Raw genomic sequence first — 19,527 nt, 5'->3', positions numbered from 1 at the left:
TTCAGCCGGGCCACAGCTGGCCCACCGACCACCATGAACAAGCAGGAATCGCTGTGAGCCAGATCCCCACCCTCGACATCACCCGTTTTGACACCGACCGCGACGCGTTCGTGGCCGAGCTGGGTGCGGCCTACCGCGAATGGGGCTTTGCTGGCATCCGCAACCACGGCATTCCGCAGGCCGACATCGACGCCGCGTATGAGGTCTTCAAGGCCTTCTTCGCGCTGCCGGAAGAGACCAAGCGCCAGTACCACGTGCCCGGCAGCGGCGGCGCCCGTGGCTACACCGCCTTCGGCGTGGAGACCGCCAAGGGCTCCCAGCACTTCGATCTGAAGGAGTTCTGGCACATCGGTCGCGAGATCCCGGACGACTCCAAGTACCGTGACGTGATGGCCCCGAACCTGTGGCCGAGCGAGGTCCCGGGCTTCCGTGAGCGTGGCTACGGCCTCTACCAGGCCCTGGACAAGCTGGGTTCGCGCGTCCTGTCGGCGCTGGCCCTGCATATCGGTCTGCCGGAAGATTTCTTCGCGGACAAGACCAACAACGGCAATTCGATCCTGCGCCCGATCCACTACCCGCCGATCACCGCGGAGAACATCCCGAATGTGCGCGCCGGTGCCCATGGCGACATCAACTTCATCACCCTGCTGGTCGGCGCCAGTGCGGCCGGGCTGGAAGTGCAGTCCCGCGAGGGCAAGTGGGTGCCCTTCACCTCGGACGCGGACACCATCGTGGTCAATATCGGCGACATGCTGCAGCGCCTGACCAACCATGTGTATCCGTCCACGATCCACCGCGTGGTCAACCCTCCGGGTGAGCAGGCGCGCCAGCCGCGCTATTCGGTGCCGTTCTTCCTGCACCCGAACCCGGATTTCCTGATCGACGTGCTGCCGACCTGCATCACCCCGGAAAACCAGAGTCGCTACCCGGAGCCGATCACCGCCCACGGCTTCTTGGAAGAGCGCCTGCGCGAGATCAAGCTGAAGTAAGCGATCCTGCCGGGACAAGAACGAAGGCCGCCGAAAGGCGGCCTTCTTCATTCCGTGTCATGCCGGCCGCTGGCCGGCTCCAGACATACTGGCCCTGCTGCATTCAGCTATTCGCTGCAACGTGTTGGGCGATCGCTGCCATGCCCAGCCGGGACGCGCCGTAAACCCCGCTCCGCGGCCCGGCCCAGCCGCTGGCGGCTGTGCGTTCGAACGCATGCGAGGCAGTGCCTCGCAAGCAATGCGCTCTCACCCATGGGGGCTCGACGTGCGCCATCCATGGCGCCCGACGGTCCCGGCTGGGCACGGCAGCGCTCGCCCCCGGCAGATTGCCTCGGCGGAGGGCAGGGCAGATTCAACGCCGCCCCGCCGCTTCGTCGCCGTCCCATGCAAGCCGACCCACTGTCAGAGGGTGGGCGTGGGTGGGTTGGCGGGACCGTTTTGCGCCATGGATGGCGCATAACGAGCCCCCATGGACGGGTTTACGGCGTGTCCCGCCAACCCACCCATGCCCGCCCAGCCCGGGGACGTCTCCCGCTGCCGTCGCCGTTGCTTTTGACTCGAGCCCGCAGCGAAAAATAAATATCCAATTGAAATGTAAGCGTTTTCCCGCCCACGCCATTTCGTTGCATCCGTTATCATGGCCGGCTGATACCCAAAGGAGCCATCGCCATGCGCCGCAAGATCGTCGCCGGTAACTGGAAGCTGCACGGCAGCCGCCAATTCGCCACCGACCTGGTCAGTGACCTGGTTGCCGACCTCCCGCTGCAGGGCGTCGAAGTCGTGGTCCTCCCGCCGCTCCCGTACCTGGGCGAACTGGTCGAAGCCTTCGAAGGCCGCGCCGTCGCCTTCGGCTCCCAGGATGTCAGCAGCAACGAAAAGGGCGCCTACACCGGTGAAGTCTCGGCCACCATGCTGGCCGAAGTCGGCGCCCGCTACGGCCTGGTCGGTCACTCCGAGCGCCGCCAGTACCATGCGGAAAGCAGTGAACTGGTCGCGCGCAAGTTCGCCGCCGCCCTGCATGCCGGCCTGACGCCCATCCTGTGCGTGGGCGAAACCCTCGAGCAGCGTGAGGCCGATCAGACCGAGGCGGTCATTGCGGCCCAGCTCGCCCCGGTGCTGGAACTGGTCGGCGCCGCCGGCTTTGCCCAGGCCGTGGTCGCCTACGAGCCGGTCTGGGCCATCGGTACCGGCCGGACCGCCTCCAAGGAGCAGGTCCAGCAGGTCCACGCGTTCATCCGTGGCGAAGTGGCCAAGCTGGATGCTAGAATTGCGGATTCACTGTCGATCCTCTATGGCGGCAGCGTGAAGCCTGACAACGCCGCGGAACTGTTCGCACAGCCCGATGTCGATGGTGGGCTGGTGGGCGGCGCCTCGCTGGTGGCCGCGGACTTCCTTGCCATCGCTGCCGCGGCGGCGGGGCGCTAATTAGTAATGTTGCCGGCCCAACCGCCGGCACGACATGTCCGAGGACGGATTCGAAATGCTGATGTTGATCCTCAATGTGGTCTACGTGCTGGTCGCAGTGGCCATGATCGCGCTCATCCTGATGCAGCGTGGTTCCGGCGCGGCCGCAGGGTCGGGTTTCGGTGCCGGCGCCTCGGGTACCGTGTTCGGCGCGCGTGGCGCGTCCAACTTCCTGTCCAAGTCGACCAAGTGGCTGGCCGTGGTGTTCTTCGGCATCAGCCTCTTCATGGCCTGGTACGCCAGCCATGGTTCGCGCCCGGCGGCGCAGCAGGACCTGGGTCTGATGTCGGCTCCGGCCGCATCCGCGCCGGCCGCACCGGCAGGCGAGCTTCCGGCCGTGCCGAAGGCCCCGGAAACCCCGGTCCAGCAGCCTGTTCCGTCGGCCACTGTGCCGGCTCAGGCGGAAACTCCGAAATCTGGTGAAGAAAAGCCTTCGGAAGGCACCCAGACTCGCTGAAGACGGTTACAATATGCGGCGCACTGGAGAACAACCGGTGCGATCGTAAGCCCAGGTGGCGGAATTGGTAGACGCACTACCTTGAGGTGGTAGCGACGAGAGTCGTAGGGGTTCGAGTCCCCTCTTGGGCACCATTTGTTTGTAAGCGGGTTCGTCTGGCGCGCAAAGCGCCAGGTAGCGGTATCCGTCCACTCCCCCATGCCAAAGCGCCTGCAGGCGCAGCGGCAGAGGCAAGAGAGAATCGCTGTGCTGGCCGAATATTTGCCGTCTCTGCTGTTTCTGATCGTTGCCACTGGTATCGGCGTTGCGCTGATGCTGGTTGGCCGATTCCTCGGTCCCCGACGTCCTGATCTGAAAAAGCTCTCGCCGTACGAATGCGGCTTCGAGGCTTTCGAGGACGCGCGCATGAAGTTCGATGTGCGCTACTACCTGATCGCGATTCAGTTCATCGTATTTGATCTGGAAATCATCTTCATCGTGCCGTGGACCCAGGTGTTCATGGAACTGGGCGCGCGTTCGCTGGTCACGATGGGCCTCTTCGTAGGCATGCTTTTCCTCGGTTTCATTTACGTCTGGAAGAAGGGAGCGCTGGAATGGGAGTAATTCAGACGCTCGACGGCCTGATGAACAACCCGGTCCCGGAAGGGCGGGTCGATGACATCCTGCGCCCCGAAGGCGACAACCCCCTGCTCGAAAAGGGCTACGTGACCACCAGCGTCGATGCGCTGTTGAATTGGGCGCGTACCGGTTCGATGTGGCCGATGACCTTTGGTCTGGCCTGCTGCGCAGTGGAAATGATGCACGCCGGCGCGGCGCGCCTGGACCTTGACCGCTACGGTGTGGTGTTCCGCCCGTCGCCGCGTCAGTCCGACGTGATGATCGTGGCCGGCACCCTGGTCAACAAGATGGCTCCGGCCCTGCGCAAGGTCTATGACCAGATGCCGGACCCGAAGTGGGTCATCTCGATGGGCAGCTGTGCCAACGGTGGCGGCTACTACCACTACTCGTATGCAGTAGTGCGTGGCTGTGACCGCGTCGTGCCGGTGGACATCTATGTCCCCGGCTGCCCACCTACCGCCGAAGCGCTGGTGTACGGGATCCTGCAATTGCAGAAGAAGATCTGGCGTACGCAGACCATCGCCCGCTGACATCCCTCCTGACAAGAGCACGCCAAGCCCCCATGGCAGAGCAAGCACCTTCCTTCATCGACCGACTTTCCGCACGTTTCGCAGGTGCGCAGGTCTTCGTGGTCGAACCCCGCGGCGAAGTGACGCTGGAAGTGCCCGCTGCTGACTGGCATGCCACCGCTCTGGCGCTGCGCGACGAATTCGGTTTCGAGCAGGCGGTTGACCTGTGCGGCCTGGATTACCTCGGCTATGGCAGCGACGAATGGGATACGGCCGATGTGTCGTCCCAGGGCTTCAGCCGTGGCGTCGAGGGCAAGTCCGTCGGTCGTTTCGCCTGGGGTGAATTCCCCACCCGCGAAACCAGCGATGGCGCCCAGCCGCAGCCGATCCCGCTACAGCGTTTCGCCGTGGTCGCCCAGCTGCGCTCCTACCAGCACAATCTCACGATGCGCATCCGTTGCTTTGCGCCGAACGAGGAACTGCCGGTGGTCGCGTCGTTGACCAACATCTGGCCGGGCCTGAACTGGTTCGAGCGCGAAGCGTTCGATCTGTTCGGCGTGATCTTCGAAGGCCACCCGGACCTGCGCCGGATCCTGACCGACTACGGTTTCGTCGGGCATCCGTTCCGCAAGGATTTCCCGCTGATCGGCAACGTTGAAGTGCGTTACGACGAAGAGAAGCAGCGCGTGATCTACGAGCCGGTGACCTCGGTCGAGCCGCGCGTCGGCGTGCCGCGTGTCATCCGTGACGACGCCCGTTTCCAGACCGCTGCCGGTGAATCCGCGCAGTCGGAGGCAAGCAAGTGAGCGAATTCACCCAGGCCCACCAGGCCTTTGCGAGCAACCCGGCCGAACTGCGCCAGGAAATCCGCAACTACACCATGAACTTCGGTCCCCAGCATCCGGCCGCGCACGGTGTGCTGCGCCTGATCCTGGAAATGGACGGCGAAACCATCATGCGTGCCGATCCGCACGTGGGTCTGCTGCACCGTGGTACCGAAAAGCTGGCCGAGTCCAAGCCGTTCAACCAGTCGATCGGCTACATGGATCGCCTGGATTACGTGTCGATGATGTGCAACGAGCACGCCTACGTGCGCGCGATCGAGACCCTGATGGGGATCGAGGCGCCGGAGCGTGCGCAGTACATCCGCACCATGTTCGACGAAATCACCCGCATCCTGAATCACCTGATGTGGCTGGGGTCCAACGCGCTCGATCTGGGCGCGATGGCGGTCATGTTGTACGCCTTCCGCGAACGCGAAGAGCTGATGGACTGCTACGAAGCGGTCTCCGGCGCGCGCATGCACGCGGCGTATTACCGTCCGGGCGGCGTCTACCGCGACCTGCCGGACCACATGCCGAAGTACAAGGAATCGCGCTGGCACAAGGGCAAGGCCCTGAAGAACCTCAACGCCTCGCGCGAAGGTTCGCTGCTGGACTTCCTGGAGAACTTCACCGTCGAGTTCCCCAAGCGCGTCGACGAATACGAAACCCTGCTCACCGACAACCGTATCTGGAAGCAGCGTACGGTCGGCATCGGCGTGGTCACCCCGGAACTGGCCCATGCGTGGGGCATGACCGGCGTGATGCTGCGCGGCTCGGGCGTTGCCTGGGATCTGCGCAAGAAGCAGCCGTATGCCAAGTACGACGCGGTCGAGTTCGACATCCCGCTCGGCAAGGAGGGTGACTGCTACGACCGTTACCTGTGCCGCGTGGCCGAGATGCGCGAATCCAACCGCATCATCAAGCAGTGCGTCACCTGGCTGAAGGCCAACCCGGGCCCGGTCATGGTCAAGAACTTCAAGGTCGCGCCGCCGAGCCGCGAAGACATGAAGGACGACATGGAAGCGCTGATCCATCACTTCAAGCTGTTCAGTGAAGGCTACTGCGTCCCGGCCGGCGAAACCTACGCCGCCGTCGAAGCGCCCAAGGGCGAGTTCGGCTGCTACCTGATGTCCGATGGTGCCAACAAGCCGTTCCGCGTGCACCTGCGCGCGCCGGGCTTCGCCCATCTGTCCTCGATCGACTCGATCGTGCGCGGGCACATGCTCGCCGACGTGGTGGCCATGATCGGCACCTACGATCTGGTGTTCGGTGAGGTGGACCGGTGATCGCATCCGCCTGCACGATGCCTGACACCCGCCGGCTGCTGCCGGCGCTGCAGGTTCTGGTTTTTAACGATTTCGTATTCGCTGAGGTCGGCCGATGAAGGCGACAGGTAATTTCGAGGCGGCGCGCGACGTCGACCCGATGGTGGTCTTGAATGACAAGACCCGTGCGCACATCGATCACTGGCTGGCCAAGTTCCCGCCGGATCGCAAGCGTTCGGCTGTCCTGCAGGGCCTGCACGCCGCACAGGAACAGAACGCAGGCTGGCTGACCGACGAGCTGATCGCCGGCGTCGCCAAGTACCTGGACCTGCCGCCGGTGTGGGCCTACGAGGTCGCCAGCTTCTACTCGATGTTCGAACTGGAGAAGGTCGGCCGCCACAACGTCGCCTTCTGCACCAACATCAGCTGCTGGTTGAACGGTGCCGAAGACCTGGTCGCGCACGCCGAGAAGAAGCTCGGCTGCAAGACCGGTCAGTCCACCGCCGATGGCCGCATCTACCTCAAGCGCGAAGAAGAATGCCTGGCCGGTTGCGCCGGTGCGCCGATGATGGTCATCAACGGCCATTACCACGAGCGCCTGACCGTCGAGAAAGTCGACGAGCTGCTGGACGGGTTGGAGTAAGACATGGCACATCATCACGCACCCAGTGGTCCGGTCGGTCCCGCACCGTTGCCGCACCAGGTGGTCTACACCACCCTGCATTACGACACTCCGTGGTCGTATGAGAGCTACCTCAAGACCGGTGGCTATGCCGCCCTGCGCAAGATCCTCGAAGAGAAGATCTCGCCGGAGCAGGTCATCGAGATGGTCAAGCAGTCCAACCTGCGCGGCCGTGGCGGCGCGGGCTTCCCGACCGGCCTGAAGTGGTCCTTCATGCCCAAGGGCACCATGCAGAAGTACATCCTGTGCAACTCGGATGAATCCGAGCCGGGTACCTGCAAGGACCGCGACATCCTGCGTTACAACCCGCATTCGGTCGTGGAAGGCATGGCGATCGCCTGCTACGCCACCGGCTCGACCGTGGGCTACAACTACCTGCGTGGCGAGTTCCACCACGAGCCGTTCGAGAACTTCGAGCAGGCCCTGGCCGACGCCTACGCGAACGGCTGGCTGGGCAAGGACATCCTCGGCAGCGGCGTGGACATCGACATCTACGGTGCGCTGGGCGCCGGCGCGTACATCTGCGGCGAAGAAACCGCGCTGATGGAATCGCTGGAAGGCAAGAAGGGCCAGCCGCGCTACAAGCCGCCGTTCCCGGCCAACTTCGGCCTGTACGGCAAGCCGTCGACGATCAACAACACCGAGACCTATGCCTCGGTGCCGGCGATCATCCGCAACGGCCCGGAATGGTTCGCAGGCCTGAGCCTGACCAAGAACGGCGGTCCGAAGATCTTCTCGGTCTCCGGTTGCGTGCAGAAGGGCGGCAACTTCGAAGTGCCGCTGGGCACCACCTTCGACGACCTGCTGGAAATGGCCGGTGGCCTGAAGCCGGGCCGCACGCTCAAGGGCGCGGTCCCGGGCGGCGTCTCGATGCCGGTGCTGAAGGCCGAAGAGCTCAAGGGCCTGCAGATGGACTACGACACCCTGCGTGCCCTGGGCACCGGTCTGGGCTCGGGCGCCATCGTGGTGCTGGATGACAGCGTCTGCTGCGTCAAGTTCGCCTGCCGCATCTCGCAGTTCTTCCACAAGGAATCCTGTGGGCAGTGCACCCCGTGCCGTGAAGGCACCGGCTGGATGCACCGCGTGCTGGAGCGCATCGTCGCCGGCAAAGCCACGATGGAAGACCTGCATCAGTTGAAGACGGTGGCCGGCCAGATTGAAGGCCACACCATCTGTGCGTTCGGTGAAGCGGCGGCATGGCCCATCCAGGGCTTCCTGCGCCAGTTCTGGGACGAATTCGAGTACTACATCGTCAACGGTCATTCGATGGTTGACGGCAAGAAGGTGGAGGCAGCCGCCGCATGAGCGCGCAACCCGTAAACCCGAGCGTGCCACCGGATCATGTGACCGTCGAAATCGACGGCCAGTCTCTGGTCGTGCCCAAGGGCTCGATGATCATCCAGGCCGCCGATAAGGCCGGCATTCCGATCCCGCGCTTCTGCTACCACGAGAAGCTGCCGATCGCCGCGAACTGCCGCATGTGCCTGGTCGACGTGGAAAAGTCGCCCAAGCCGGCGCCGGCCTGCGCCACGCCGGTCATGGATGGCATGAAGGTCGCTACCCGCAGTGAGAAGGCGCTGAAGTTCCAGCGCTCGGTGATGGAATTCCTGCTGATCAACCATCCGCTGGACTGCCCGATCTGCGATCAGGGCGGCGAGTGCGAACTGCAGGACGTTTCGCTGGGCTACGGCCGTTCGGTCAGCCGCTTCAACGAGCGCAAGCGCGTGGTGCCCGACGAGGACATCGGTCCGCTGGTCGCCACCGAAATGACCCGCTGCATCCAGTGCACCCGCTGCGTCCGCTTCACCGCCGACGTTGCCGGTACCTATGAACTGGGTGGCATGTACCGCGGTGAGAACCTGCAGATCGGCACCTATGACGGCAAGCCGTTGACCACCGAGCTGTCCGGCAACGTCGTCGACGTCTGCCCGGTCGGCGCGCTGACCAACAAGGTGTTCCAGTTCCGCGCCCGTCCGTGGGAACTGACCGCACGCGAGTCGCTGGGCTACCACGACGCGATGGGCTCGAACCTGTTCCTGCACGTGCGTCGCGGCGAAGTGCTGCGCGTGGTGCCGCGCGACAACGAGTCGGTCAACGAATGCTGGCTGTCCGATCGCGACCGCTATTCGCACCAGGGCCTGTACAGCGAAGACCGTGCGGTCAAGCCGCTGCGCAAGGTCAATGGCGAGTGGAAGGAAGTGAGCTGGGCCGAAGGCCTGGCCGCCGCCAAGGAAATCTTCGCCGCCCACCAGGGTGACGACCTCGGCGTGCTGGTGCACCCGTCGGCCTCGAACGAGGAGGGCGCACTGCTGGCCCGTCTCGCGACCGGCCTGGGCACCACGAACATCGATCACCGCATCAACAACCGCGATTTCTCCGACGCCGCCACCGCCGAAGTGTTCGGCCTGCCTTTGGCTGAGATCGAAGGCGCGGACAGCATCGTCGTGCTCGGCAGCAACATCCGCCACGAGCTGCCGCTGCTGCATGCCCGCCTGCGCAAGGCGCAGACCACGCGCAATGCGAAGATCCACGCCGTCAATCCGGTGGACTTCGATTTCGCCTTCAAGCTGGCCAGCAAGCAGATCGTCGCCCCGTCGGCCTTCATCGACGCACTGGGCAACGCCGAGCTGCGTGACGCCGTGAGGGGCGCGAGCAACGCCGTGCTGATCGTCGGTGGCATCGCCGAAAACCACCCGCAGGCCGCCGCGATCCGCGCCGCTGCGCGTGATTTCGCCGCCGCGACCGGTGCCAAGCTGTGCCGCATCCCGCAGGGCGCCAATGCCGTGGGCCTGACCCGCGCCGGCGTGCTGCCGGCCGGCAAGGACGTCAACGCCATGCTGGCCCAGCCGCGCAAGGCCTATGCCATCTACGGCATCGAGCCGGGCCTGGATTTCGCCGACGCCGCTGCTGCCCGCAAGGCGCTGGCCGGTGCCCAGGTGGTGGCTTTCAGCCAGTTCGCCTGTGCCTCGACCCGCGACGTCGCCGACGTGATCCTGCCGATCGGCGCACTGCCGGAAGTGGATGCCACCCTGACCAACCTCGATGGTCGCGAGCAGTCGGCCCGTGCCGGCGGCAAGCTGCCGGGCGAGGCGCGTGAAGGCTGGCGCGTGCTGCGTGCACTGGGCGGCGAGATGTCGCTGGCCGGTTTCGAGTTCACCGACCTGGCCGGCCTGCGCGCCAGCCTGGCCCCGGTCAGCGTCACCGTCTCGTCCTCGGCGGCAACGCCGGTCGCGGGCGAGGGCTTGGAAGTGACCTCGACCGCCGCGATCTACCGCACCGATGCGGTGGTCCGTCGCGCCCAGGCGCTGCAGTCGCATCCGCTCAACAACGCCCCGCGCATCGTGCTCAACGCCGACGACGCCGCCCGCCTGCAGTTGGTGGAAGGCCAGATGGCCAAGGTCGGCACCGATGCCGGCCGTGCCACCTTGCCGGTGGTGGTCGACGCCCGCGTCGCCGCAGGGTCGGTCTGGATTGAATCGGGCCACGGTGCAACCGCACCGCTGGGTGCCGCACGCGTAACGGTGGTGGGTGCATGAACGAATTGCTGTTGAACGCGGTCGACCCGCTGCACCAGTGGCTGCTGTCACTGGGCGACATCGGCGCGCTGCTCTGGATCATCCTGAAGATCCTGGTGATCGCCATGCCGGTGATCATCTCGGTGGCCTTCTACGTGGTCTGGGAGCGTAAGCTGATCGGCTGGATGCACGTGCGCCATGGCCCGATGTATGTCGGCATGGGCATCTTCCAGGCCTTCGCCGACGTCTTCAAACTGCTGTTCAAGGAAATCATCCAGCCGAGCAGCTCGCACAAGGCGATGTTCATCCTGGCGCCGCTGATCACGCTGGGCCCGGCCTTCGCGGCCTGGTCGGTGATTCCCTTCGACGCGCAGATCGTGCTGTCCAACGCCAACGCCGGCCTGCTGTACCTGCTGGCGATGACCTCGCTGGGCGTGTACGGCATCATCCTGGCCGGTTGGGCCTCCAACTCGAAGTACGCGTTCCTCGGTGCCATGCGCGCCTCGGCGCAGATGATCAGCTACGAAATCGCGATGGGCTTTGCCTTGGTCGGCGTCATGATCGCCTCGGGCAGCCTCAACCTGAGCAGCATCGTGATGGCGCAGGCGGGCAATTCCGGTCTGTTTGACTGGTTCCTGCTGCCGCTGTTCCCGCTCTTCATCGTGTACTGGGTGTCCGGCGTCGCCGAGACCAACCGCGCGCCGTTCGACGTCGTGGAAGGTGAATCGGAAATCGTTGCCGGCCACATGGTCGAATACTCCGGTGGTGCGTTCGCGCTGTTCTTCCTGGCCGAATACGCGAACATGATCCTGATCAGCTTCCTGATCTCGATCTTCTTCCTCGGTGGTTGGCTGAGCCCGCTCCAGGGCTGGATCACGGCAGACATCTCGCCGTGGATCGACTGGATCTGGAAGGGCGGCTGGCCGTGGCTGCTGCTGAAGGTCTTCTTCTTCGCCAGCTCCTACATCTGGTTCCGTGCCAGCTTCCCGCGCTTCCGTTACGACCAGATCATGCGTCTGGGCTGGAAGGTCTTCATCCCGCTCACCATCTTCTGGATTGCAGTGACGGCGTTGATGGTGTTTTACGGCGTGATCCAGAAGGGCGTCTAAGCGATGAACCGAATTACCCATTACTTCAAAAGCCTGCTGCTCCTTGAGCTGCTCGGTGGTCTGTGGCTGACCCTGAAGTACGCCTTCAAGCCGAAGTACACGATGATGTACCCGATGGAGAAGTTCCCGCAGTCGCCGCGTTTCCGCGGTCTGCATGCACTTCGCCGCTACCCCAACGGTGAGGAACGCTGCATCGCATGCAAATTGTGCGAAGCGGTGTGCCCGGCGCTGGCGATCACCATCGATTCGGCCAAGCGCGAGGACGGCACCCGCCGTACCACCCGTTACGACATCGATCTGTTCAAGTGCATCTTCTGCGGCTTCTGTGAAGAAAGCTGCCCGGTGGACTCGATCGTCGAGACCCACATTCTCGAGTACCACTTCGAGAACCGTGGCGAGAACATCGTTACCAAGCCGCAGCTGCTGGCCATCGGTGATCGGCTTGAAGCCGAGATCGCCGAGCGTCGCGCCGCCGATGCCGCTTTCCGCTGAGGTCGAATGATGGATTGGGTAAATATCAGTTTCTGGGTCTTCTCCATCGTGGCGGGCATTTCCGCCGCGGCGGTGATCAGCGTGCGCAATCCGGTCTATGCCGTGTTGTGCCTGATCCTGACCTTCTTCTCCGTAGCCTGCATCTGGATCCTGGTCGGGGCCGAGTTCCTCGGTGTCGCGCTGGTGCTGGTCTACGTCGGCGCGGTCATGGTGCTGTTCCTGTTCGTGGTGATGATGCTGGACATCGATCCCTCCAACCTGCGAGAGGGCTGGGTGCGTTACCTGCCGCTCGGCCTGGTGGTGGCGGTGACGATGCTCGTGCAGATGCTGGTGCTGATCGGCGTGAAGGGCAGGGCGGTCAATCCGTTCCCGGCCGACAACGCTGCCGCGCTGGCGGCCGACACCTCCAACATCACCTGGCTGGCCCGCAGCCTGTTCACCGAATACCTGCTGCCGTTCGAGTTCGCCGCCGTCATCCTGACCGTGGCCGTGGTTGCCGCCGTGATGCTGACCCTGCGTCGCCGCACCGGCCTGAAGACCCAGAACCCGTCCGAGCAGACCATGGTCAAGGGCAGCGACCGCCTGCGCATCGTCAAGATGGACGTCGAGAAGCCGGTCGTGCACACCAACATCAAGCCGTCCAGCAATGAGGAGGCGCAGCCATGATCACCCTTGGCCACATTCTGGCGCTGGGCGCGGTGCTGTTCTGCATCAGCCTCGCCGGCATCTTCCTCAACCGCAAGAACATCATCGTGCTGTTGATGTCCATCGAGTTGATGCTGCTGTCGGTCAACATCAATTTCGTCGGGTTCTCGCGTGAGATGGGTGATACGGCCGGACAGCTGTTCGTCTTCTTCATCCTGACCGTGGCCGCGGCCGAGGCCGCCATCGGCCTCGCGATCCTGGTAACCCTGTTCCGTACTCGCCGCACCATCAATGTCGGCGAAGTCGATTCGCTGAAGGGCTGATCCGTAGATGGAAATCACTCTCTCCAAGAGTCTGTTGATCGCAGTGGTGCTCGCACCGCTGTTCGGCAGCATCATCGCCGGCCTGTTCGGTCGTCAGGTCGGTCGCGCTGGCGCGCAGGCGGTCACCATCCTCGGTGTGGCGGTCAGCTGCGTGCTGTCCAGCTACGTGCTGTACATGCTGCTGTGGGGCGGTGCCCAGCCGTTCAACCAGAACATCTATACGTTCTTCGAAGTGGGCCAGTACTCGGCGCACGTCGGCTTCATGGTCGACAAGCTGACCGCGATGATGATGGTCGTGGTGACCTTCGTGTCCTTCCTGGTGCACGTGTACACCATCGGCTACATGCAGGATGACCCGGGCTACCAGCGGTTCTTCAGCTACATCTCGCTGTTCACCTTCTCGATGCTCACCCTGGTGATGAGCAACAACTTCCTGCAGCTGTTCTTCGGCTGGGAAGCGGTGGGCCTCGTCTCGTACCTGCTGATCGGCTTCTGGTTCAAACGCCCGACCGCCATCTTCGCCAACATGAAGGCCTTCCTGGTCAACCGTGTCGGTGATTTCGGCTTCATCCTCGGCATCGCCGGCGTGTTGTGGGTGTTCGGCACCCTCGATTACGCCACCGTATTCGCCAATGCCCAGGTGCTGGGCCACCCGGATGCGGTGATCCAGATCTGGTCGGGCACGATCGACCTGTTCGGCACCTCCATCCCGGTGATGAGCGAGCCGGTGATCTGGTCGGTCGCCACCGTGATCTGCATCTGCCTGTTCATTGGTGCGATGGGCAAGTCGGCCCAGGTGCCGCTGCACGTCTGGCTGCCGGACTCGATGGAAGGCCCGACCCCGATCTCGGCGCTGATCCACGCGGCGACCATGGTCACCGCGGGCATCTTCATGGTCACCCGCATGTCGCCGCTGTTCGAGCTGTCGCAGACCGCGCTGAACTTCGTGCTGTTCATCGGTGCCACCACCGCGTTCTTCACCGGCCTGATCGGCATCGTGCAGAACGACATCAAGCGCGTCGTCGCGTACTCCACGCTGTCCCAGCTGGGTTACATGACCGTCGCCCTGGGCGTGTCCGCATACTCGGCGGCCGTGTTCCACCTGATGACCCACGCCTTCTTCAAGGCGCTGCTGTTCCTCGGCGCGGGCTCGGTGATCATCGCCATGCACCACGAGCAGGACATGCGGAAGATGGGCGGCCTGCGCAAGTACATGCCGATCACCTTCGTCACCATGTGGATCGGTACGCTGGCCCTGGTCGGTACGCCGTTCTTCTCCGGCTTCTACTCCAAGGACACCATCATCGAGGCTGCGCAGCACCACGCGCATGTGTCCTCAAGCTGGGTGGCGACCTACGGGTACTGGGCGGTGCTGGGTGGCGTGGTCGTGACCAGCTTCTACAGCTTCCGTCTGCTGTTCCTGACCTTCCATGGCAAGGAGCGCTTCCGCGACGCGCATGATGATCATGGTCATGACGATCACCACGGCGCCGACGCGCATGCCGCCGATGCCCACCATGGCGACGCGCATCATGACGATCATGGCCACGGCCATGGCGCGCATGAGCCGCACGAAACCCCGTGGGTGGTGACGCTGCCGCTGATCCTGCTGGCGATCCCCTCGATGGTCATCGGTTTCTTCAGCATCGGTCCGATGCTGTACGGCACCGACTGGGCCGGCCACCACGCCGAGACCGCCATTCCGGGCCAGGCGCATTCGTTCTTCACCGGCATCGTCGACTTCTACGTCCCGGCGCGTGACACCATCGGTGCGCTGGCCGAAGAGTTCCACGGCCCGGTTGCCTTCGCGATCCACGGCATGATGGCCCCGGCCTTCATCCTGACGGTGGTGGGCTTCCTGCTGGCGGCGCTGTTCTACCTGTGGAAGCCGGAACTGGCCGGCAAGGCCCGCAAGACCTTCGCGCCGATCGTGTCGGTGCTGGAGAACAAGTACGGCTTCGACAAGCTCTGGATCGGCGGTTTCGCCGGCGGCGGTATCAAGCTCGGCAAGGTTTCGCGCGCGATCGACACGAATGTGGTCGATGGTGTGGTGGTCAACGGTTCGGCGCGCCTGATCGATCTGGCGGCCAACCTGCTGCGTCGCACCCAATCCGGTTTCCTCTATCACTACGCCTTCGCGATGATCATCGGCCTGATTGCCCTCCTGGGCGTCCTGATGCATTACCTGCGTTGATGACCTGTACGGAATAAGAAGACGTGTCGAACTGGCCCCTACTTAGTGTTCTCATCTGGCTGCCGATCATCGGCGGTGCATTGATCCTTGCCATCCGGGATGCCCAAACCGCCCGGTGGGCGTCCCTGGGCGTCGCGGTGCTGACCTTCGTGGCCAGCCTGTCGCTGCTCAGCGGCTATGACACGGGAATCGACGCGCTGCAGTTCGTCGAGACCCGCGCCTGGATCCCCGCCTACGACATCGGCTACAACCTCGGCGTCGACGGCATCGCGATCGCGCTGATCCTGCTGACCACCCTGGTCTCGGTGCTGGCCCTGATCGGTGCCTGGAGCGCGATCGACAAGCGCGTGAACCAGTACGTGGCCGCCTTCCTGATCCTGGAAGGTGTCACCGTCGGTATCTTCTCGGCGACGGACGCGATGCTGTTCTACGTGTTCTTCGAAGCGATGCTGATCCCGATGTTCCTGATCATCGGTGTCTGGGGCGGCCCGCGTCGCATCTACGCCGCGCTGAAGTTCTTCCTGTACACCTTCCTCGGCTCGGTGCTGATGCTGGTGGCCCTGATCTACCTGTACCTGAAGGGCGGCAGCTTCCAGCTGGCCGACCTGTACCAGCTGCAGCTGTCGGGCAAGGAACAGACGTGGATCTTCTTCGCCTTCCTGATCGCCTTCGCGGTCAAGGTGCCGATGTTCCCGGTCCACACCTGGCTGCCGGACGCCCACGTGGAAGCGCCGACCGCCGGTTCGGTGATCCTGGCGGCGATCGCCCTGAAGATCGGTGGCTACGGCTTCCTGCGCTTCAACCTGCCGATCGTGCCGGACGCCTCGCACGAGTGGGCCTGGCTGGTGATCGCGCTGTCGCTGGTGGCGGTGATCTATGTCGGCCTGGTCGCCTTGGTGCAGGACGACATGAAGAAGCTGATCGCCTATTCGTCGATCGCGCACATGGGCTTCGTGACCCTGGGTACCTTCATCGCCATGTGGCTGGTGCGTGACGCCGGCAACCCGGATGCGGCCCGCCTGGGCCTGCAGGGTGCGATGGTGCAGATGGTGTCGCACGGCTTCGTGTCCGGCGCGATGTTCTCCTGCGTCGGCGTGCTCTACGACCGCATGCACAGCCGCCGCATCGCCGATTACGGCGGCGTGGTGAACGTGATGCCCTGGTTCGCCACCTTCGCCATGCTGTTCTTCATGGCCAATGCCGGCCTGCCGGGTACCAGCGGTTTCGTCGGTGAGTTCATGATCATCATGGCCAGCTTCCAGCGCAATCCGTGGCTGGCACTCGGCGCGGCGAGCACCCTGGTGATCACCGCGGCGTATACGCTGTGGCTGTACAAGCGCGTGTTCTTCGGTGAAGTGGCCAATGCCCATGTCGCCGAACTGAAGGACATCAACGGTCGCGAGTGGCTGGTGTTGGGTGTATTCGCCGTGGGCACCCTTGCCCTGGGTCTGTACCCCAAGCCGCTGACCGACCTGATGGAGCCCTCGATCGCGAAGCTGGCGATGCAGATCGCATCCAGCAAGCTGCTGTAATCGGGCCGTCGAGAGTATTGATTCCAGGATTTGATGATGACCACCTCGCCGCTGTTGCCACTGACCGCCGCTGACCTCCCGCCGCTCGCTCCCGAGCTGGTGCTGGTCGGCAGTGCGTTCGCCCTGTTGATGCTTGATCTTTTCATCAGTGAGAAGAACAAGATCTGGACCCACCTGTTCTCGATCGCTGCGCTGGCGGTCGTGTTCTTCATGCTCGCCACCGGAGTGGGCGGGCAGGGCGAGGTCTTCCACGGCATGTTCGTCCGCGACAACGCGGCCGACGTGATGAAGACCGTGATCGTGCTGTGCAGCGGGCTGACCCTGATCTACGGCTGGAGCTACCTGCGCGAGCGCAAGCTCTACCAGGGTGAGATCCCGGTGCTGATCCTGTTCGCCACTGCGGGCATGATGATCCTGGTCTCGGCCGGCAGCCTGCTGATGGTCTACCTGGGCCTGGAACTGCTGGCCCTGTGCTCCTACGCACTGGTCGCCAGCAACCGTGAGAACGGCCTGGCTTCGGAAGCGGCGATGAAGTACATCGTGCTGGGTTCGCTGGCCTCGGGCCTGCTGCTGTACGGCATGTCGCTGATCTACGGCGCCACCGGCTCGCTGCACCTGGACGCCATCAATGCGGCCATCCCGCACACCGAAGAGAAGGTGCTGCTGCTGACCGGCGCGGTGTTCATGATCGCCGGCGTGGCCTTCAAGCTTGGTGCGGCCCCGTTCCACATGTGGCTGCCCGACGTGTACCAGGGTGCCCCCGCACCGGTCGCGCTGTTCATCAGCTCGGCCCCGAAGCTGGCTGCGTTCGGCATGGCTTACCGCCTGCTGGAAATGGGCGTGGGTCCGCTGGCCGACGAGTGGAAGTACCTGATCGGTGGCCTGGCCGCACTGTCGCTGGTGATCGGCAACCTGATGGCGATCGCGCAGACCAACCTCAAGCGCATGCTGGCTTTCTCGACCGTCTCGCACATCGGCTTCCTGCTGATGGGCATGGCCGGGGGTGGCGAGCGGGGTTACTCGGCGGCGCTGTTCTACGCCCTGAGCTACGCGATCATGTCCACCGCGGCGTTCGGTGCGATCATCGCGTTGTCGCGCAATGGCTTTGAAGCCGAGAAGATCGAAGACTTCAAGGGCCTCAATGCCCGCAACCCGTGGATGGCCGGCCTGGTGCTGTGCATCATGGCGTCGCTGGCAGGCATCCCACCGTTCCTGGGCTTCTGGACCAAGCTGGCCGTGCTCGGCGCGGCGATCCAGGGCGACATGCTGTGGCTGGCCATGGTCGGCGTGATCTGCGCCGTGATCGGCTGCTTCTACTACCTGCGCGTCATCAAGGTCATGTACTTCGATGAGCCGGTGGGCGAGCCGCTGCCGGCCAACAACGACCGCGTGCTGGGCGTGGTGCTGGGCGTGAACGCCCTGGCGCTGCTGGCCCTGGGCGTTGCGTGGAACCCGATCATGGTGTGGTGCCAGCAGGCATTTGCACATATTTCGTAAAAAACGATACAAACGTGCGCAACTCGTGTAATATTCATCTCCTGAGTTGTTGATGCAGCGGTTTCGCCAGAACATCGTTGCGGTAGGTACCACACCGTTGGTGTGGTACACGACTCATCCGCTTCTGCTGCGGGGTGGAGCAGTCTGGCAGCTCGTCGGGCTCATAACCCGAAGGTCGCAGGTTCAAATCCTGCCCCCGCTACCACAGAAAATCTGCAGTGCAGATGCAGTAGACGAAAAGGCGATCTCGGCAACGAGGTCGCTTTTTTCGTTATGGCATCGGGCGGCTTTTGCTGTGCCTTTGCACCTGACCTCGATGACTGACCTGCCAAGTGTGCAGGCAGCGGTGGGGGCAGGTTGGCGGGACCATTGGGGTGACATGGATGTCGCCCATGAGCCCCCATGGACGGGTTCACGGCGCGTCCCGCGGACCTGCCCCCGCCGCTGTCCGCGACGAAGGTTACACACCCGCTTGGCTGTTCAGCTTTCCGAATAGGGACATCAGAAACCACCCCAACCATTGCACCAGCGCGGTGCAACGGCTATCATCAGTGGCTTAGCGGACTGTCCACTCGCAACCTGCCACAGGATGTGAATGGGCCCCGCAACCGGCTTCCAGGAACGGCAACCTGTACCCAGGCCGCCGTGACCCCCGGAACGCTGGGCTCGCAGACGCGCACCACGTGCGCATCTGCACCGGAATCCAGCATGACCGGAGTTGTACCGGACAGGGGCCCAACGGGCCCTTTGTTGTTTCCGGAAGGTGGTCCATGCACTGGACCAGACCGTATTTCTTTTCAACGAATCAAGGCCGACTGTGAGCGACAAGGCAACCGAAATCGCGAATCTGCTCGCCCCCACCGTTCAGTCGCTGGGTCTCGAGCTGCTGGGCGTGGAGTATCTGACCGCACCGGGCGGCGCAACGCTGCGCCTGTACATCGACGTGCCGCTGGCCGAACAGCCCGAGCGCATCGTCAACATCGACGACTGCGAGCGCGTCAGCCGCGAAGTGTCCGCCCAGCTGGACGTCGAAGACCCGATCACGGCGAACTACACGCTGGAAGTGTCTTCGCCGGGCGTGGATCGCCCGCTGTTCACCGGCGCGCAGTTCGAGCGCGCCATCGGCGAATCCGCCAAGGTGACGCTGAGCCTGCCGCAGGACGGCCGTCGCCGTCTGCAGGGCGAGATCCTCGCCGTGGATATCGAACAGGGCACCGTGACCTTCAAGGTCGACAATGCTCCGTTCACCGCCGACATCGAGAACATCGACAAGGCACGCATCATGCCGGACTGGGCCGCCCTCGGCCTGGCTCCGACCAAACCGACTGGCCCGGCACCCAAACAGGGTGGCAAGGCGAACAAGAAACCATCCAACGAGCCGGCGGCCAAAAAGCCGCGCGCGGAGTGAGCCA

The 19,527-nt window shown here is 63.9% G+C and carries 18 protein-coding genes and 2 tRNA genes; all 20 read left to right on the top strand.

What is annotated here, in order from left to right; genetic code table 11:
* Positions 1-53: 53 nt before the first annotated feature.
* The 20 genes from ABE424_RS08555 (at position 54) to rimP (ending at position 19,523) form a co-directional block, all read left to right on the top strand.
* Positions 54-989, top strand: a complete 936-nt coding sequence (locus tag ABE424_RS08555; RefSeq protein WP_346491916.1) for a 2-oxoglutarate and iron-dependent oxygenase domain-containing protein — start codon at positions 54-56, stop codon at positions 987-989.
* 669 nt (positions 990-1,658) lie between these two features.
* Positions 1,659-2,414: a triose-phosphate isomerase gene (gene tpiA / locus ABE424_RS08550; RefSeq protein ID WP_346478100.1), complete on the top strand. Its 756-nt coding sequence runs from the start codon at positions 1,659-1,661 to the stop codon at positions 2,412-2,414.
* 55 nt (positions 2,415-2,469) lie between these two features.
* A complete protein-coding gene (gene secG / locus ABE424_RS08545) occupies positions 2,470-2,910 on the top strand; it encodes a preprotein translocase subunit SecG (protein WP_346478101.1) in 441 nt (146 codons plus the stop codon).
* Between the two features lie 49 nt (positions 2,911-2,959).
* Positions 2,960-3,044, top strand: a tRNA-Leu gene (locus tag ABE424_RS08540).
* Between the two features lie 112 nt (positions 3,045-3,156).
* Positions 3,157-3,513, top strand: a complete 357-nt coding sequence (locus tag ABE424_RS08535; RefSeq protein WP_026069699.1) for an NADH-quinone oxidoreductase subunit A — start codon at positions 3,157-3,159, stop codon at positions 3,511-3,513.
* Positions 3,504-4,058, top strand: a complete 555-nt coding sequence (locus ABE424_RS08530; RefSeq protein ID WP_019182677.1) for an NADH-quinone oxidoreductase subunit B — start codon at positions 3,504-3,506, stop codon at positions 4,056-4,058. The genes ABE424_RS08535 and ABE424_RS08530 overlap by 10 nt, the downstream gene beginning before the upstream one ends.
* Before the next feature lie 32 nt (positions 4,059-4,090).
* Positions 4,091-4,843, top strand: a complete 753-nt coding sequence (locus tag ABE424_RS08525) for an NADH-quinone oxidoreductase subunit C (protein ID WP_346489753.1) — start codon at positions 4,091-4,093, stop codon at positions 4,841-4,843.
* Positions 4,840-6,147 (top strand): NADH-quinone oxidoreductase subunit D, encoded by a 1,308-nt coding sequence (locus ABE424_RS08520; protein ID WP_346489752.1) that lies wholly within the window; start codon positions 4,840-4,842, stop codon positions 6,145-6,147. The genes ABE424_RS08525 and ABE424_RS08520 overlap by 4 nt, the downstream gene beginning before the upstream one ends.
* 94 nt (positions 6,148-6,241) lie before the next feature.
* Positions 6,242-6,769 (top strand): NADH-quinone oxidoreductase subunit NuoE, encoded by a 528-nt coding sequence (gene nuoE / locus ABE424_RS08515; protein ID WP_121038421.1) that lies wholly within the window; start codon positions 6,242-6,244, stop codon positions 6,767-6,769.
* Positions 6,770-6,772: 3 nt separating this feature from the next.
* Positions 6,773-8,113, top strand: coding sequence for an NADH-quinone oxidoreductase subunit NuoF (gene nuoF, locus ABE424_RS08510; protein ID WP_123730636.1), 1,341 nt, complete (start codon positions 6,773-6,775; stop codon positions 8,111-8,113).
* Positions 8,110-10,344 (top strand): NADH-quinone oxidoreductase subunit NuoG, encoded by a 2,235-nt coding sequence (gene nuoG, locus ABE424_RS08505; RefSeq protein WP_346491917.1) that lies wholly within the window; start codon positions 8,110-8,112, stop codon positions 10,342-10,344. The genes nuoF and nuoG overlap by 4 nt, the downstream gene beginning before the upstream one ends.
* A complete protein-coding gene (gene nuoH / locus ABE424_RS08500; protein WP_121038412.1) occupies positions 10,341-11,432 on the top strand; it encodes an NADH-quinone oxidoreductase subunit NuoH in 1,092 nt (363 codons plus the stop codon). Before nuoG ends, nuoH begins: the two co-directional genes overlap by 4 nt.
* 3 nt (positions 11,433-11,435) lie before the next feature.
* The gene (gene nuoI / locus ABE424_RS08495) at positions 11,436-11,924 is read left to right on the top strand and encodes an NADH-quinone oxidoreductase subunit NuoI (protein ID WP_121038409.1); all 489 of its coding nucleotides are present in this window, start codon (positions 11,436-11,438) and stop codon (positions 11,922-11,924) included.
* 9 nt (positions 11,925-11,933) lie between these two features.
* Entirely contained in the window at positions 11,934-12,590 is a 657-nt protein-coding gene (locus ABE424_RS08490; protein WP_121041162.1) for an NADH-quinone oxidoreductase subunit J, read from the top strand.
* Entirely contained in the window at positions 12,587-12,892 is a 306-nt protein-coding gene (gene nuoK, locus ABE424_RS08485) for an NADH-quinone oxidoreductase subunit NuoK (protein ID WP_019182685.1), read from the top strand. The genes ABE424_RS08490 and nuoK overlap by 4 nt, the downstream gene beginning before the upstream one ends.
* Before the next feature lie 7 nt (positions 12,893-12,899).
* A complete protein-coding gene (nuoL, locus tag ABE424_RS08480) occupies positions 12,900-15,086 on the top strand; it encodes an NADH-quinone oxidoreductase subunit L (RefSeq protein ID WP_346491918.1) in 2,187 nt (728 codons plus the stop codon).
* A 23-nt stretch (positions 15,087-15,109) separates the two neighbouring features.
* Positions 15,110-16,618, top strand: a complete 1,509-nt coding sequence (locus tag ABE424_RS08475) for an NADH-quinone oxidoreductase subunit M (RefSeq protein WP_019182687.1) — start codon at positions 15,110-15,112, stop codon at positions 16,616-16,618.
* A gap of 36 nt (positions 16,619-16,654) precedes the next feature.
* Positions 16,655-18,115 carry an NADH-quinone oxidoreductase subunit NuoN gene (nuoN, locus tag ABE424_RS08470; protein ID WP_346491919.1) on the top strand — a complete coding sequence of 487 codons (1,461 nt, stop codon included), beginning with the start codon at positions 16,655-16,657 and terminating at the stop codon, positions 18,113-18,115.
* A gap of 128 nt (positions 18,116-18,243) precedes the next feature.
* A tRNA-Met gene (locus ABE424_RS08465) sits at positions 18,244-18,320 on the top strand.
* 612 nt (positions 18,321-18,932) lie between these two features.
* Entirely contained in the window at positions 18,933-19,523 is a 591-nt protein-coding gene (rimP, locus tag ABE424_RS08460) for a ribosome maturation factor RimP (RefSeq protein WP_176989303.1), read from the top strand.
* Positions 19,524-19,527: the final 4 nt, after the last annotated feature.

This window comes from Stenotrophomonas sp. TWI1149 (assembly GCF_039673155.1).
Taxonomy (GTDB): Bacteria; Pseudomonadota; Gammaproteobacteria; order Xanthomonadales; family Xanthomonadaceae; genus Stenotrophomonas; species Stenotrophomonas maltophilia_AA.
Note: the sequence above shows the minus strand (reverse complement) of the source record. Positions and strands in the feature narration are given on the sequence as shown.

Coding starts and splice junctions, on each gene's coding strand:
- nuoN (WP_346491919.1), top strand. CDS start 16,655: ATGACCACCTCGCCGCTGTTGCCACTGACCGCCGCTGACCTCCCGCCG.
- nuoF (WP_123730636.1), top strand. CDS start 6,773: ATGGCACATCATCACGCACCCAGTGGTCCGGTCGGTCCCGCACCGTTG.
- nuoL (WP_346491918.1), top strand. CDS start 12,900: ATGGAAATCACTCTCTCCAAGAGTCTGTTGATCGCAGTGGTGCTCGCA.
- tpiA (WP_346478100.1), top strand. CDS start 1,659: ATGCGCCGCAAGATCGTCGCCGGTAACTGGAAGCTGCACGGCAGCCGC.
- nuoI (WP_121038409.1), top strand. CDS start 11,436: ATGAACCGAATTACCCATTACTTCAAAAGCCTGCTGCTCCTTGAGCTG.
- nuoG (WP_346491917.1), top strand. CDS start 8,110: ATGAGCGCGCAACCCGTAAACCCGAGCGTGCCACCGGATCATGTGACC.
- secG (WP_346478101.1), top strand. CDS start 2,470: ATGCTGATGTTGATCCTCAATGTGGTCTACGTGCTGGTCGCAGTGGCC.
- ABE424_RS08490 (WP_121041162.1), top strand. CDS start 11,934: ATGGATTGGGTAAATATCAGTTTCTGGGTCTTCTCCATCGTGGCGGGC.
- ABE424_RS08530 (WP_019182677.1), top strand. CDS start 3,504: ATGGGAGTAATTCAGACGCTCGACGGCCTGATGAACAACCCGGTCCCG.
- nuoH (WP_121038412.1), top strand. CDS start 10,341: ATGAACGAATTGCTGTTGAACGCGGTCGACCCGCTGCACCAGTGGCTG.
- nuoK (WP_019182685.1), top strand. CDS start 12,587: ATGATCACCCTTGGCCACATTCTGGCGCTGGGCGCGGTGCTGTTCTGC.
- nuoE (WP_121038421.1), top strand. CDS start 6,242: ATGAAGGCGACAGGTAATTTCGAGGCGGCGCGCGACGTCGACCCGATG.
- ABE424_RS08525 (WP_346489753.1), top strand. CDS start 4,091: ATGGCAGAGCAAGCACCTTCCTTCATCGACCGACTTTCCGCACGTTTC.